General features: G+C 71.5%; 11 protein-coding genes. 6 read left to right on the forward strand and 5 right to left on the reverse strand.

All coding sequences use genetic code 11. The annotated features are described in order from the left end of the window. The first annotated feature begins 326 nt into the window (after nucleotides 1-326). The 6 genes from D1J51_RS09615 (at nucleotide 327) to D1J51_RS09640 (ending at nucleotide 8,318) form a co-directional block, all read left to right on the forward strand. Nucleotides 327-1,865 carry an ABC transporter substrate-binding protein gene (locus D1J51_RS09615; RefSeq protein ID WP_119074981.1) on the forward strand — a complete coding sequence of 513 codons (1,539 nt, stop codon included), beginning with the start codon at nucleotides 327-329 and terminating at the stop codon, nucleotides 1,863-1,865. Between the two features lie 74 nt (nucleotides 1,866-1,939). Continuing rightward, a complete protein-coding gene (locus D1J51_RS09620; RefSeq protein ID WP_119074982.1) occupies nucleotides 1,940-2,881 on the forward strand; it encodes an ABC transporter permease in 942 nt (313 codons plus the stop codon). After that, the gene (locus D1J51_RS09625) at nucleotides 2,878-4,716 is read left to right on the forward strand and encodes a dipeptide/oligopeptide/nickel ABC transporter permease/ATP-binding protein (RefSeq protein ID WP_119074983.1); all 1,839 of its coding nucleotides are present in this window, start codon (nucleotides 2,878-2,880) and stop codon (nucleotides 4,714-4,716) included. The genes D1J51_RS09620 and D1J51_RS09625 overlap by 4 nt, the downstream gene beginning before the upstream one ends. Then, nucleotides 4,713-5,555, forward strand: coding sequence for an ABC transporter ATP-binding protein (locus D1J51_RS09630; RefSeq protein WP_119074984.1), 843 nt, complete (start codon nucleotides 4,713-4,715; stop codon nucleotides 5,553-5,555). The genes D1J51_RS09625 and D1J51_RS09630 overlap by 4 nt, the downstream gene beginning before the upstream one ends. Before the next feature lie 167 nt (nucleotides 5,556-5,722). After that, complete coding sequence (locus D1J51_RS09635; protein ID WP_119075098.1) at nucleotides 5,723-7,852, forward strand: DEAD/DEAH box helicase; 2,130 nt, start codon at nucleotides 5,723-5,725, stop codon at nucleotides 7,850-7,852. Between the two features lie 58 nt (nucleotides 7,853-7,910). Next, a complete protein-coding gene (locus tag D1J51_RS09640) occupies nucleotides 7,911-8,318 on the forward strand; it encodes a DUF1801 domain-containing protein (RefSeq protein ID WP_119074985.1) in 408 nt (135 codons plus the stop codon). A 42-nt stretch (nucleotides 8,319-8,360) separates the two neighbouring features. Here D1J51_RS09640 and D1J51_RS09645 read toward each other — a convergent pair whose 3' ends face one another. The 5 genes from D1J51_RS09645 to D1J51_RS09665 form a co-directional block, all read right to left on the reverse strand. Next, nucleotides 8,361-8,618: a hypothetical protein gene (locus D1J51_RS09645; protein ID WP_119074986.1), complete on the reverse strand. Its 258-nt coding sequence runs from the start codon at nucleotides 8,616-8,618 to the stop codon at nucleotides 8,361-8,363. A 221-nt stretch (nucleotides 8,619-8,839) separates the two neighbouring features. Beyond that, complete coding sequence (locus D1J51_RS09650; protein WP_119074987.1) at nucleotides 8,840-10,255, reverse strand: aldehyde dehydrogenase family protein; 1,416 nt, start codon at nucleotides 10,253-10,255, stop codon at nucleotides 8,840-8,842. Nucleotides 10,256-10,449: 194 nt separating this feature from the next. Next, the gene (locus D1J51_RS09655; protein ID WP_119074988.1) at nucleotides 10,450-11,517 is read right to left on the reverse strand and encodes an alpha/beta hydrolase; all 1,068 of its coding nucleotides are present in this window, start codon (nucleotides 11,515-11,517) and stop codon (nucleotides 10,450-10,452) included. Then, on the reverse strand, nucleotides 11,514-12,608 hold the full coding sequence (locus tag D1J51_RS09660) for an alpha/beta hydrolase (RefSeq protein WP_240423120.1): 1,095 nt from the start codon (nucleotides 12,606-12,608) through the stop codon (nucleotides 11,514-11,516). The genes D1J51_RS09655 and D1J51_RS09660 overlap by 4 nt, the downstream gene beginning before the upstream one ends. Before the next feature lie 2 nt (nucleotides 12,609-12,610). Further along, on the reverse strand, nucleotides 12,611-13,576 hold the full coding sequence (locus D1J51_RS09665; protein ID WP_119074989.1) for an aldo/keto reductase: 966 nt from the start codon (nucleotides 13,574-13,576) through the stop codon (nucleotides 12,611-12,613). Between the last annotated feature and the right edge of the window lie 6 nt (nucleotides 13,577-13,582).

The raw sequence follows: 13,582 nt of genomic DNA on the forward strand, positions 1-13,582 counted from the left end.
TTCGATCTGCGACTGCTCGAGCACGTGTCCTCCGTTTCCGCGGTTGCGCGCGGTGCCGCGCCCTGCAGCGCCGCGTCGCCACTCATCAGATCGTATATGATCTTCGGGCGCCGCACCAGCGCGCGGTTCAGGGGCGGGTCGTGTCGATTTCGTGATGTTCGCGCGGATCGGCGGGGCTTGTGTTTTTTGTCAACGTACGTAGAATGAAATTCGACGGCACACCGAAGTGACGTCCATCGCGGCCCCGGGACACCCCCGGGGACGGGTGATGGATGTGCGGGAGGCGCCTCACCCGACGACACGTCCATGAACCGAGAGAAGCAGACATGATGAAGAAGACACTGACGGGCATCGCGGCGATCGCCGCCGTGACGCTCGCCCTCACCTCCTGCTCGGCGGGCGGTTCCGAAGGCGGCGACGCGGGCGGCGGCGTCAGCAGCGCGCCGCTCAACATCGGCAACTTCCTCGACGTGACATCCTGGGATCCCGCGCTGGCCGACATCGGCTTCGACGGCCCGTACCTCTCCGCCGTCTACGACCCCCTCGTGGTCGACAACGGCAAGGGCGAACCGGCGCCGGCCCTCGCGACGGACTGGAAGATCTCGGACGACTTCAAGACCATCACGATGAACCTGCGCACCGACGTCACCTTCTCGAACGGCGAGGCGTTCAACGCCGAGGCAGCCGTCAAGAGTCTGGAGTACCTCAAGCAGGGCGTGCGCTCGCAGGAGGCCTACACCAAGGTCGAGAGCTTCAAGGCGGTCGACGAGGACACGATAGAGATCCGCCTCACCCAGCGCGACGACACCATCCTCTACTTCATGGGTCTCGGGCGCAGCTACATGATGGCGCCCTCGGCCATCGACGCGGGCACCCTCGCCGAGACCCCGGTCGGTTCGGGCCCCTACACGCTCTCGGACGCCTCGGTCGCAGGATCGGAGTACCGCTTCGACAAGGTCGCCGACCACTGGGCCGCCGACGACTTCCCCTTCGACCCGCTCGTCATCTCCCCCCTGAGCGACCCGACCGCCATGCTCAACGGCATGCAGGGCGGCCAGTTCAACGTCATCTACGGCGACGAGACCGCGGCCAAGATGGCCGAGGCGCAGGGGTGGAACGTGAGCCAGGGCGTCGCCACCTGGGTCGGCCTGCAGTTCACCGACCGATCCGGCTCCACGGAGATGGGCAAGCCGCTCGGCGATCGGCGCGTGCGCCAGGCGCTGAACTACGCCTTCAACGGCCCCGAGATGCTCAAGGCGATCGGACAGGGCGCCGGTGCCGCGACCAACCAGGTGTTCCCCGACGGCACACCCGGCAATGTGTCCGGCCTCAACGGCAGTTACGAGTACGACCTCCGGAAGGCCAAGGACCTGCTGGCCGAAGCGGGGTACGCCGACGGCTTCGAGGTGAAGATGCCGATGGCGCCGCCCTTCCAGCCCTACCAGGCCTCGGTCGAGCAGGTGTTCGGCGAGCTCGGCATCAAGGTGACGTGGGACGAGTACCAGTTCATGGACTACATGGGCAACGCCCCGACCTATCCGATGTTCATCGCGGTGCTCTCCATGGACGGCAACGCCGTCGCGACGGTCGAGCGCCAGATCGTCAACCCGCAGTGGTACAACCCGACCCCGGGGGTCGAAGCGTTCCCCGAGATCCAGGCCCAGGCCGACAGGGTGTTCGCCGCCGAGCCGGGCGAAGCCCAGGTGGCCGAGATCGAGAAGCTGGGCGAGCTCGTCACGAAGGAGGCGTGGTTCGACGTCTGGTACCAGGCGAACAACATGTACATCTCCACCTCGGAGTTCTCGGTGACCCCCGTCATCGGCATGATGTTCCCGACGCTCCGCCAGATCACCCTCGAGAGCTGATCCGGCACGGGGAGGGGCCGCCGCGGTTCCCCTCCCCGATGCTCGACCGCACGACACCCCACCCAGGAGACCCGATGCTCGCATTCACGCTCAAGAGGCTGCTCTCGGGCGCGATCCTGCTGGTCGCGGTGGCGACGGGCACCTTCTTCCTCGCGTACCTGGCGATACCGGATCCCACGCTCGGCCTGCTGGGCAGCGCCGCGACGCCGGATGCGCAGGCGGCCCTCGCCCAGAAGATCGGCACCGACCGCCCGCTGCTCGTGCAGTTCGGCGACTGGATCGGCGGCATGCTCCGCGGCGACTTCGGCGACTCCTGGAAGAACTTCCAGCCGGTCGGCAAGCAGATCGGCCTGAAACTGCCGGTGACGCTCTCCGTCGTCAGCGCCGCCACCCTGCTCTCCGCGGTCCTCGGCGGCGTGCTCGGCGTGATCGCCGGCCTGCGCCCGAACAGCTGGACCGACCGCACCGTGAAGGCCGGCGCCGTGATCCTCTTCGCGCTCCCGGGGTTCTGGGTGGCGCTCGTGCTCGTGATGATCTTCGCCGTGCAGCTCAAGTGGTTCCCCGCGGTGGGCTACACCCAGCCGACGCAGTCGGCGGGCGGCTGGCTGCTCTCCATCACGCTCCCGTCGTTCGCGCTCGCGCTCGGCGCGGTCGTCATGATCGCCGAGCAGCTGCGCAGCGCCATCATCCTGGCGGATCGCCAGGACTACGTGCGCACCCTCCGCAGCCGCGGCCTGCCGCAGTGGCGCGTCGTCGTGCACCTCGTGCGCAACGCGGCGCCCGCCTCGCTCACCGTCCTCGCCCTCATGTTCGTGGGCCTCCTCTCGGGCGCCGTCGTGGTGGAGCAGATCTTCGCGCTTCCCGGCATCGGCGCGCAGACCCTGGGCGCCTCCCAGAACGGCGACATCCCGGTGCTGCTCGGTATCACGGTGATCACCGTCGTCTTCGTCGTCATCGTCAACTTCCTGCTCGACGTGCTGCTCGGCTGGATCAACCCGAAGGCCCGTGCGAAATGACCGCTCCGATCACCGATACCGTCGCCGAGGCCGTCGATTCGCGCGGCGGCGCCCGAGGCTCGACGCTCGCCCGCTTCCTCCGGCGCCCGGCGGGCGCCGTCGCCACCGCGGTGCTCCTCCTCATCGTGCTCGTCGCGATCCTCGCGCCCTGGACCTCCCCCTACGACCCGAACGCCGTCGATCTCGAGCTGACGCGCTCGCTGCCGAGCCCCGAGCACCCGCTCGGGGGCGACACCAGCGGCCGCGACGTGCTCAGCCGCCTCATCTGGGGCGCTCAGATCACGCTCTGGGGCGCCGTCGTCGCGGTCCTCACCTCGTTCGTGCTCGGCGTGCCGTCGGGGCTCGTCGCCGGCTACTCCGGCGGAGCGACCGACCGCATCGGCACCTGGATCAGCGACGGCCTGCAGGCGGTGCCCGGCATGATCGTCCTGCTCATCGTCGCCTCGGCGTTCCGCAACGACTTCACGATCCTCATGGTCACGGTCGGCGTCTTCATGGCTCCCGGCTACTTCCGCCTCACGCGCTCCACGGTGCTCGCCGTGCGCGGCGAGGCGTATGTCGACGCGGCGCGGGTCGCGGGGCTCTCGGACGCGCGCATCATGGGGCGCCACGTCATCCGCGCCGTGATCGCCCCCATCGTCATCCAGTCGGCGCTCACCGCGGGCATCGCCATGGGCATGCAGGCCGGCCTGCAGTTCCTCGGCATCGGCGGCGGCACGACCCCCGGCTGGGGCGCCGCGATGAACGAGGGCTTCCAGTCCATGCGCACCGATCCGCTCCTGCTGCTGTGGCCCTCCCTGGCGCTCGGCGTCACGATCGCCGTGCTCGCCGTGCTCGGATCCACCCTCGCCGACGTGATCAGCGTGAAGACGCCGCGCCCGTCGCGCCGCGAGCGCAGACGGATCGCGAGGCCGGGCGCCGAGAAGCGCCCGGCGGGCGCCACGACCACCACCGGCTCGATCTCCGTGGCCGCCGTCGACTCGGCCGTGCGCCTCGAGAACCTGCGCGTCGCCTACGAGACCGCCGACGGCGAGGTCGAGGTGGTGCACGGCATCACCCTCGACGTGGCGCCGGGCGAGGTGCTCGGCATCGTGGGCGAGTCGGGATCGGGCAAGTCGCAGACGGTGTTCTCGATGCTCGACCTGCTGCCGAAGTCGGGCTACTCCACGGCCGACGCCGTCTGGATCGGCGGCGAGGACGTCACGACGCTGTCGAAGCGCGAGCGCGCGCGGCTGCTGGGGCACGAGATCGGGTACATCCCGCAGGAGCCGATGACGAACCTCGACCCCTCGTACACGATCGGGCACCAGCTCACCGAGCCCCTGCGCGCCGTGCACGGCATGGGCCGGGCCGAGGCGCGCGAGCGGGCGCTGGCCATGCTCGACCGCGTGGGCATCGTCGACCCGCAGCGGGTCATGAGGTCGTACCCGCACGAGCTTTCGGGCGGCATGGCCCAGCGCGTGCTCATCGCCGGCGCGATCGCGGGCGGGCCGTCGGTGCTCGTCGCCGACGAGCCGACCACCGCGCTCGACGTGACGGTGCAGGCCGAGGTGCTCGAGCTGCTGCGCGAGCTGCAGCGGGAGGACCGGATGGCGCTCGTCATCGTCACCCACGACTTCGGCGTCGTGGCCGACATCTGCGACCGCGTCGTCGTGATGCGATCCGGATCCGTCGTCGAGATCGACGACGTCGGCCCGATCTTCGCGCACCCCGAGAGCGACTACACGCGCGAGCTCATCGAGGCCTCGCTCGACGGAGCCTCGAGCCGCGCGGAGCTCGACTCCGCGCTCGCCGCGAGCGGATCCGCCCGTGCCACGAAGGAGCAGAACGCATGAGCCAGTCGCCCCAGCCGCTGCTGCGCGCCGAGAGGGTCGTCGTCGAGTACGGCCCGAGACGCCGGCCCAACCGGGTGCTGCACGAGGTCTCGCTGGAGATCGGCGCCGGCGAGTGCCTCGGGCTGGTGGGCGAGTCGGGATCGGGCAAGTCCACGCTCGGCAAGGCGATCCTGGGTCTCGTGCCCGTCGCGCGCGGAACGATCGCCTTCGACGGCCGCGACATCACGCACCTGAGGGGCCGCCGGCGTCGCGAGCTCGCCTCCGACATCCAGGTGGTGTTCCAGGACCCCTACGGCTCGCTCAACCCCATGATGACGATCGGCGAGATCCTCTCGGAGCCGCTCTCGGCAGCGGGCGCGCCTCGAGCCGAGGCCCGGCGGGCCGTGGGTGAGATGCTCGAGCGGGTCGGCCTGTCCGCCGGAGTCGTCGGCCGCTACCCGAGCGAGTTCTCCGGGGGCCAGCGCCAGCGCATCGCCATCGCCCGCGGGCTCGTGCGCAGGCCGCGACTCATCATCTGCGACGAGCCGGTCAGCGCGCTCGACCTCACCACCCAGGCGACGGTGCTCGACCTGCTCGTCGAGCTGCAGCGCGACACCGGGGTCTCGTACCTCTTCGTGTCGCACGACCTGGGGGTGGTGCGGCGCGTCTGCCACCGGGTGGCCGTGATGCGCCGCGGCGGCCTCGTCGAGGTCGGCGGGGGCGAGCAGGTGACGCGGGATCCGCAGCACCCGTACAGCCGGCGCCTGCTCGCGGCCTCGCCCGTCGCCGACCCCGCGCTGCAGGCGCAGCGCCGGGCCGAGTGGCTCGCGCTGCGCGAGGAGCAGGCGCAGCCGGCGTAGCTCGCGTACCTTGCGGCACGGATCCGCCGTCGAGCGCACCGCTTTCGAGGTTTCGGTGTGCTCGACGGCGGATCTGCGACGAAGGACCGGCGGGCTCGGCGCCGGGAGCGGTGCCGTGCTCCGGGGAACGCGGCGTGGCGGCATGGGATCCGCGGTAGGATTGTATGATGAGCAATTCCGAGAACGTCGAAGCCGCAGAGCCCGCCGAGACGGCCGCGACCGACGTCGCCCCCGCCGAGGCGGCCGCCCCGGCCGGCACCCAGACCGAAACCCCCGCCGCCCCCGAGTCCGCGCCCGAGCGCACCACCTTCGCCGACCTCGGCCTCGCCCCGGCGGTGCTGCGAGCCGTGACGGCCGTGGGGTACGAGACGCCCTCCGCCATCCAGGAGGCCACGATCCCCGTGCTGCTCAGCGGCCGCGACGTCGTCGGCCTCGCCCAGACCGGCACCGGCAAGACCGCCGCCTTCGCGCTGCCGATCCTCAGCCGCATCGAGCCGGGCCAGGGCGTTCCGCAGGCCCTCGTGCTCGCCCCGACCCGGGAGCTCGCGCTGCAGGTGTGCGAGGCCTTCGAGAGCTACGCCTCGCAGCTGCCCGAGGTGCACCTGCTGCCCGTCTACGGAGGCCAGGCGTACGGCCAGCAGCTGTCGGCACTGCGCCGCGGCGTCGACATCGTGGTGGGCACCCCGGGCCGCATCATGGATCACCTGAACCGCGGATCCCTCGACCTCTCCGAGATCAAGTACCTCGTGCTCGACGAGGCCGACGAGATGCTCAAGATGGGCTTCGCCGAGGACGTCGAGACGATCCTTGCCGACACCCCCGAGGAGAAGCAGGTCGCCCTGTTCTCGGCCACGATGCCAGCGCAGATCAGGCGCATCTCGCAGCAGCACCTGCGCGACCCGCAGGAGATCAAGATCGCGGGCAAGACGCAGACGAGCGCGAGCATCGCGCAGCGCTACAACGTCGTCTCCTACACCCAGAAGCTCGACGCGCTCACGCGCATCCTCGAGGTGGAGGAGTTCGACGGCATGATCGTCTTCACGCGCACGCGCGGCGACTCCGAGCAGGTCGCCGAGAAGCTGCGCGCCCGGGGCTACTCCGCGGCGGCCATCAACGGCGACATTCCGCAGAATGTGCGCGAGCGCACCGTCCAGTCGCTGAAGGACGGCAAGCTCGATATCCTCGTCGCCACCGACGTCGCCGCGCGCGGCCTCGACGTGGAGCGCATCAGCCACGTCATCAACTACGACCTGCCCATCGACACCGAGTCGTACGTGCACCGCATCGGCCGCACGGGCCGCGCCGGCCGCACAGGCGATGCGATCAGCTTCGTCACGCCGCGCGAGCAGCGCCTGCTCAAGGCCATCGAGAAGGCCACGAAGCAGCCGCTCACCCAGATGCCGCTGCCGCGGGTCGACGAGGTCAACGCGACCCGGCTGTCGCGCTTCGACGACGCCATCACGGCGGCGCTCGACGAGAAGGGCCGCATCGAGACGTTCCGCGACATCATCGACCACTACGTGCGGCACCACGACGTGCCCGAGGCCGACGTGGCCGCCGCGCTCGCCGTCGTGGCGCAGGGCGACACCCCGCTGCTGCTCTCCGAGGAGGACGACCGCAAGTTCGAGCGCGACCGCAAGCAGGCCCAGCGCTTCCTCGAGGACGGGTCGCGGGATCGTGCGCGCGGCGACCGTCCCGAGCGCGGACGGCGCGAGGACCGGGGCGAGCGCGGCCCGAAGCGCGACGACCTGAAGACCTACCGCATCGAGGTGGGGCACCGCCAGCGCGTGAAGCCCGGGCAGATCGTGGGCGCCATCGCGAACGAGGGCGGCCTCGGCCGCGACGACTTCGGCCGCATCCAGATGCGCGACGATTTCTCGCTCGTGGAGCTGCCGGCCAACCTCTCCCGGGAGACGCTCGACGCGCTCGAGCAGACCCGCATCGGCGGCAAGCTCATCGAGCTGCGGCCCGACACCGGCCCCGCGCGCGACGGGAGGCGCGGAGGCTACGACCGGGGCGATCGCCCCGATCGCCGGGGTCGCGGCGGGTACGACCGGGGCTACGATCGCGATCGGGGCGACCGGGGCGACCGGGGCGACCGGGGCGACCGGGGCTATGATCGCGACTCTCGCGGAGAGCGCGGCTACGATCGGAGCGACCGCAAGCCGCGCTGGGACCGGGACGAGCGAAGCGGCCGCGGCGACCAGGGCGGCTGGCAGGATCGCGGGTCGCGCGATGACCGCAAGCGCGACGGCGGGGCGAACCGCGCCGACGGCAGGCGCAAGCCCCGCTGGTAGGCCGGGGCGTTCGAGGGGCGCCCTACCGCGGCCCGTGACACGACGGTAGGCTCGGCGTATGAGGCCGGTTCCCGACGACATCCGCGACTACCACGAGCGGCTCGACCCCGAGGCGCGACCCGTGTGCGACCTGCTGCTCGAGACGATCGAGCGGGAACTGCCGGACGCGGAGCGGAAGGTGTGGCACGCCCATCCGGTCTGGTTCTTCGACGGCAACCCGGTGGTCGGCTACAACCGGCTGAAGGCCTCCGTGCGATTGCTGTTCTGGAGCGGGCAGTCCTTCCGGGAACCGGGGCTGCAAGCCGAGGGCAGCTTCAAGGCGGCCGAGGCGAGGTACACCGAGCGCGGTCAGGTAGACGTCGAAACGCTCGCGCGCTGGCTCGCCGAGGCGCGCGACATCCAGTGGAACTACCGCGACATCCGCAGGAATCGGGGGCTCGTTCCGCTTCGCGGCCTCGAGGGCTGACGCCGGCCGCGTGAGCGCCGTGGCCGAGGTGTACCGGGATCGCTACTGCTCGGGGAAGATGCGCTTCGAGATGGCCTGCACGTCGCGGTCGATGTCGTTGACGCGCTTCTCGAGCCGGTCCATGCGGGTCTCGAACCGGCCGAACTTCTCGCCCTGGTGCTCGAAGCGCAGCACCATCTCGTCGCGCAAGCTCGAGATGCTGCGCGTGAACGACTGGGTGACGATGGTGACCAGCGCGACGAGCGTCGCGGCGAACACACCGATGATGGTCCAGATCTGCGGTTCGGTCAAGGTGATCACACTCCCATTCTGCCTGAGTGGAAGTCAGTATCCCAGCTATTCGATGGTCGTGGAACAGCGATGCAAAGTCTGTGGATATCTTGTCATGAGGTGGGGAATTAGCTCGATTGTGAGCGAAGCATCTCCTCGAGGCGCAGCGGTTGACGCGACCGGCGCGACCCCGCACGCGGGAGGGGGCGCCGTCCCCCCGGACGACGCCCCCTCCCGCGTGCGGGCCGAGCTCAGCGGCCGCTGATGATCTGCGGCTCGGCGACGGCCTTGAGTCCCTCGACGCCGAACTCGCGGCCGTAGCCGGACTGCTTGACGCCGCCGAACGGCACCATCGGGTGCAGGCCGCCGTGCGAGTTGATCCAGGTCGTGCCCGCCTGCAGCCGCGATGCGACCTCGAGCGCCTTGGCGCGATCCCGCGTCCACACCGAGGAGCCGAGCCCGAACTCGAGCTCGTTCGCGAGGCGGAGGGCCTCGTCGAGGTCGCTGTATCGGACGATCGGCAGCGCGGGGCCGAACTGCTCCTCGACCACGAGGTCGTTGTGCGGGTCGATGTCGGCCACGAGCGTGGTCGGGTAGAAGTTGCCCGGCGCGTCGTAGTCGGGGTCGCCGCCGAGCACGACGCGGGCGCCCGATTCCTTCGCGGCCCTCACGAGGCGATCCACCGTCTCGAACTGCTTGCGGTTCTGCAGCGGGCCGAGCACGTTGTCCTCGTCGAGCCCCACCCCCATCGGCACGTTCGCCGCGACCTTCGCGAGCTCCTCGACCACTGCGTCGTAGACCGAGTCGTGCACGTAGAGGCGCTTGAGCGCGGCGCAGGTCTGGCCGGTGTTGATGAACGCGCCCCAGAACAGATCCTCGGCGATGGCCGCGGGATCCACGTCGGGCAGCACGATGCCGGCGTCGTTGCCGCCGAGCTCGAGCGTGAGGCGGGTCACGTTGTTCGCCGAGGCCTCGATGATCTGCTTGCCCACCGGGGTGGAGCCGGTGAACATGATCTTGCCGATCTTCGGGCTCTTCGTGAGCGCGTCGCCCACGGTGCTGCCGGGGCCGGTGACGATGTTCAGCACGCCCTCGGGCAGCACCCGGTTCATCACGGCGACCAGCGCGCGCACCGACAGCGCGGTCGTGTCGGCGGGCTTGATCACGACCGTGTTGCCCATGCGCAGCGACGGGGCGATCTGCCAGATGGAGATCATCATCGGCCAGTTCCACGGCGAGATCGCGCCGACCACGCCGATGGGGCGGTAGTGCATCTCGGCATAGCCCGACTCGTCGTCGATGATCACCTCGACCGGCAGCGGCGTGTCGGCCGCGGTGCGGGTCCACACCTCGCAGGCGCCGACCTCGAACCGGGCGTTGGGGCCGTTGAGGGGTTTGCCCTGCTCCCGCGACAGCAGCTCGGCGAGCGCCTCGGAGGACTCCTTGATCGCATCGGCGGCCCGGTGCAGGTGCGCCTTGCGCTCGTCGTCGCTCAGCGCGGCCCACGCCGGCTGCGCGGCCTCGGCCCGGTCGATCGCGGCCTCGAGATCCTCGACCGACTGCGTCGGCGAACGGCCGATGACCTCGCCCGTGGCCGGATCGACGGCGTCCCGGGCCGGGCCCTCCTTCGCCGTGATCGCCTCGAGCAGCTCCGCATACGTTTTCATGGATTGAACCTCCACCTTGAGTCCGGATGATTACCAACAGGCTACGCGCTCCGGGTCGGGCGGGGCTTGACTCGCGGGGTACCCCGGTTGTCTTTGCGGGCACACCCGCGAGCCCCGCGGAAGGCGTGCAGCGGGCGGCACCGCGGGCGTCGGGGCGACGCCTCGCGCAGCGGGCGCTCCCCTGCGACGGGCGGTCATCGATCGAGGATCCGACGCAACCAGCTGTCGCGCGCGCCGATCGCCGCCCGCGACACGACGGCGTCGGGCGAGAACCCGCTGAAGCCGTGGTATGCGCCCGACCAGACGTGCAGCTCGGCGTCGCCGCCGGTCGCCCAGATGCGGCTCGCGTAGTCGACGGTCTCGTCGCGGAAGATCTCCGCCGCCCCCACCTCCAGGAAGGCGGGCGGCAGCCGCGAGAGATCGTCGGCGCGCGCGGGCGCCCGGTACGGGTGCACCCGGTCCGTGCCGCGATCCTCGCCGAGGGTGGCGTCCCAGCCGGTGTCGTTGCTGTTGCGATCCCACGCCCCGACGCCGTCGTACTGCCAGGCGGAGACGGTGCTGTTGCGGTCGTCGAGCATCGGGCAGCCGAGCAGCTGGCCGGCGATCGCCGGTCCGCCCCGATCCCGGGCCATGAGCGCGACGGCGGCGGCGAGGCCGCCGCCGGCCGACGCCCCGGACACGACGATGCGAGAGGGATCGATGCCCAGATCCTCGGCGTGCCCGGCCATCCAGACGAGCGCCGCGTAGCAGTCCTCGGCCGCGGCCGGCGCGGGGTGCTCGGGGGCGAGGCGGTACTCGACCGCCGCGCCCACGGCGCCGTACCGCTCGGCGAGATCGATCAGCTCGCCCGCGCCGAAGAACCGGGTGCCGAGCACGTAGCCGCCGCCGTGGATGCTCAGCACCCCGGGGCGGTCGGAGCGGGCTCGGGATCCGGGCCCGCCCGATCCCGAGGCGCCGACGGCCGGCGGTCGCACGATCGTGACCTCGATGTCGGGCGCGCCCGCCGGGCCCGGGATCAGCCGGTCCTCCCAGGTCACGTCGCGCCCCTCGGCCTGCGTCTCCATGGGCGGGATCACGGTCGCGAAGCGGGCGCGGTTCTCGAGGATGGTGCGCGCCCGCAGCGGGACGCGCTCGACGAGGTCGAGGAAGGACGCGAGGCCGGCCTCGAGCTGCGGGTCGTAGGGCACGGGGACGGGGCGCGGGTCTGGCTCCGAGGCGCGGTAGGGGCGGACGCCGTCCGCGGCGGTCCCGTCGACGCTCATGCGGCGAAGCCTCCCATCCCGGCGCCGCCCGCGGGCGGCGCCGTCGGAGCGGTGCCGACGATGCGAGACAGCCAGGAGTCGCGCGAGGCGAGCGCGGCCCGCGCGAGCTCGCTGTCGGGCGCGTAGACGTCGAAGCCGTGGAATCCGCCCGCCCAGATGTGCAGCTCGGCGTCGCCGCCGGTCGCCCAGATGCGGCTCGCGTAGTCGACGTCCTCGTCGCGGAACATCTCGGCCGACCCCGCCTCGATGAAGGCGGGCGGCAGGCCGCTCAGGTCTGCGGCCCGGCTCGGCGCGGCGTACGCGGGCGCCTGCTCGGAGTGGGCGAGCACGGCGCCGAGCACGCACCTCCAGGCGAGCAGGTTCGCGTCTCGGGTCCAGGTGCCGATGCCGTCGTACTGCAGCGACGACGGGGTGGTGTTCGTGTTGTCGAGCATGGGGCACAGCAGCAGCTGGCCGGCGATGCGCGGGCCGCCGCGGTCGCGCGCCATCAGCGAGACGGCCGCCGCGAGGCCGCCGCCGGCGCTGCCGCCCATGACCACGAGCCTCTCGGGGTCGGCGCCCAGCTCGGCTGCGTGCTCGGCGACCCACGCGGTCGCGGCGTAGGCGTCATCGACTCCGGCGGGGAAGGGGTGCTCGGGGGCGAGGCGGTACTCGACGTTCGCGCCGACGAAGCCGTGGCGCTCGACCAGGTCGACGACGCGGCCGTGCTCCCAGCTGCGATGGCCGACGATCATGCCGCCGCCGTGGAAGTTGACGAGGGCGGGCAGCGGGTCGCCCTCGGCATCGGGCTGCTCGGGGCGGAACACCGTGATCTCGAGGTCGGGTGCGCCGGCGGGGCCCGGGATGACGAGCTCCTCGGCGGTGACGGGCCGGCCCTCCGCCGCGCCGGCGCCGTCGGGGAAGCCGGGCCCGGACGCGGTGCCGCCCGTCCGCAGGTTCTCCTCGGTCATCGGCGGCGGCGGATTCCGCCCCATGAGCTCGATGACGGGCTGCAGCTCGGCTGCGAACGGCGCGGGCGCGAGCTGCGGCGAGCCCACGGCGATGGGGCTGCCGGGAATGCCGGGGCTGCCGGGAATGCTCTGCTCGGTCACGCTCACGGTCCCTCCGGGTCGACGAGGCCGCGGTCGGCCCGGAACGGCTCGACGCGCGCGCGGATCTCCTCCGCGCCAACGCGATCCAGCACATCGAGGCTGCCGAGATTCGCCTCGAGCTGAGCGACGCTCGAGGCCCCGAAGAGCGTCGTCGCGGTGGCGGGGTGGGTGAGCGTGAAGGCGATGGCGAGCTGCGCGGGAGCGCAGTGCAGCTCCTCGGCGAGGCGCGCGAAGCCGGGCACGTCGTCGATGATGCGCCGGCGGATCCCGCCCGGATCCCGGCCCACCTCGCGCTCGGTGGCGACCTTGCCCGCGAGATAGCCGCCCTCCAGCACGTCGGAGGCCTGCATCGAGAGGCCCAGCTCCCACAGCCTCGCGAACGGCTCGCCGTCGGGGATGGCGCGGCGCGACACGCTGTACTTGAGCTGCGCGATCTCGGGGACGGGCGCGCCCTCCGCCGCGGCGATGTCGATGAGCGACTGGATGCTGGTCGCCGACCAGTTGTTGACGCCCCAGGCGCGGATGAGCCCGTCGCGACGCAGCTCGGCGAGGTTCAGCACGATGTCGCGCAGCTCGACGTCGTCGCGGCGCAGGTCGCCGACGATCACGAGGTCGGCGTGCTCGGCGCCCGCGCGGAAGAGGGCTCGATCGAGCTGCGGGCGGAAGCCGCTCTCGTCGTCCCAGCCCTCGACCCAGAGCTTCTCGGAGAGCAGGTAGTCGTCTCGCCGAACGCCGACGGCGCGGATGACCGCTGAGAAGAGCACGTCGGTGAACGCAGGCGGCATCTCGCGGTTGCCGTAGACGCCGACGTCGAACAGGGTGATGCCGCGGTCGAGGGCGGTGCGCACGAGTTCGGCGGCGTCCTCGAAGTGCATGCGGTCGTAGATGTGCCAGGAGCCCAGCGAGAAGACCGAGGTCTCGAGCTCGCTGCGGCCGATGCGGCGGCGGGGGAGCGGGGCGGGTGTCATGTCGGT

The sequence above is a fragment of the Leucobacter sp. wl10 genome (assembly GCF_003569785.1).
Lineage (GTDB): Bacteria > Actinomycetota > Actinomycetes > Actinomycetales > Microbacteriaceae > Leucobacter.